Genomic DNA, 693 nt, shown 5'->3' on the forward strand with positions numbered 1-693 from the left:
AACCAAGCACAAAATCGCAAGTAACGCATAATAGCGCCACATTACAATATGTGTGTTTGTTAAAGGCTTATCACTCACTTCGATATCCCAATTATTGTACTAACTCGATGGCGCTTACATTAGGTAGCACCATTTCTAATTCTTGCGTCGCGACGCTTTCAATCTGCCCTGGAGAGGCAAATGCACTCTGCTCTAAAAGCAACTGCGCCCATTCCAACTGAAGCTGATCATTACGCTCTTGAAGCAAAGCTTGCTCAGCGAATAGTTCGCGTGAAATATGCGACGAATACACAACACCAAGTGCCGTTAATGTCATTACCAACACCAAACCCATCGACAGCAACAATTCTTTGACCGGCAACACTTGCCAGATAGCTTGAAGTCGCTGAGCAACCCCGTCTTCACTGAGACCTGCATCAAACAGAGGCTTAACAGTGCCTTTTAAGGATTCAGCATGTCGCGCACGCAGGAAAAATCTTAAGTATTCATTCATCACTCAGCTTCTCCAACACGCGCATCACTGCGCTACGGGATCGTGGATTTTGTTCAATCTCTTCTTTGCTCGGCTTAATGGCCTTACTCATCAACTTAAACCGTCGCGTTATATCACTTTCTAAAACAGGGACGCCCGGTGGCGGCTCATCCCCTTTCGCTAATTTTTTCATCGCCCGCTTGACCATTCGATCTTCCAGT

General features: G+C 46.0%; 2 protein-coding genes. Both read right to left on the reverse strand.

What is annotated here, in order from left to right; all coding sequences use genetic code 11:
- Positions 1 to 91: 91 nt before the first annotated feature.
- The gene (ftsL, locus tag A3739_RS03560; RefSeq protein WP_082878246.1) at positions 92 to 493 is read right to left on the reverse strand and encodes a cell division protein FtsL; all 402 of its coding nucleotides are present in this window, start codon (positions 491 to 493) and stop codon (positions 92 to 94) included.
- Positions 486 to 693 (reverse strand): 16S rRNA (cytosine(1402)-N(4))-methyltransferase (gene mraW, locus A3739_RS03565; RefSeq protein ID WP_082878247.1); only part of this gene is annotated, 208 nt, incomplete at its 5' end. The genes mraW and ftsL, both read right to left, overlap by 8 nt.

Source organism: Oleiphilus sp. HI0067 (assembly GCF_001635735.1).

What these genes read in the sequence shown, in the direction of transcription:
- ftsL (WP_082878246.1), bottom strand. Translation starts at nt 493, where the DNA reads ATGAATGAATACTTAAGATTTTTCCTGCGTGCGCGACATGCTGAATCC.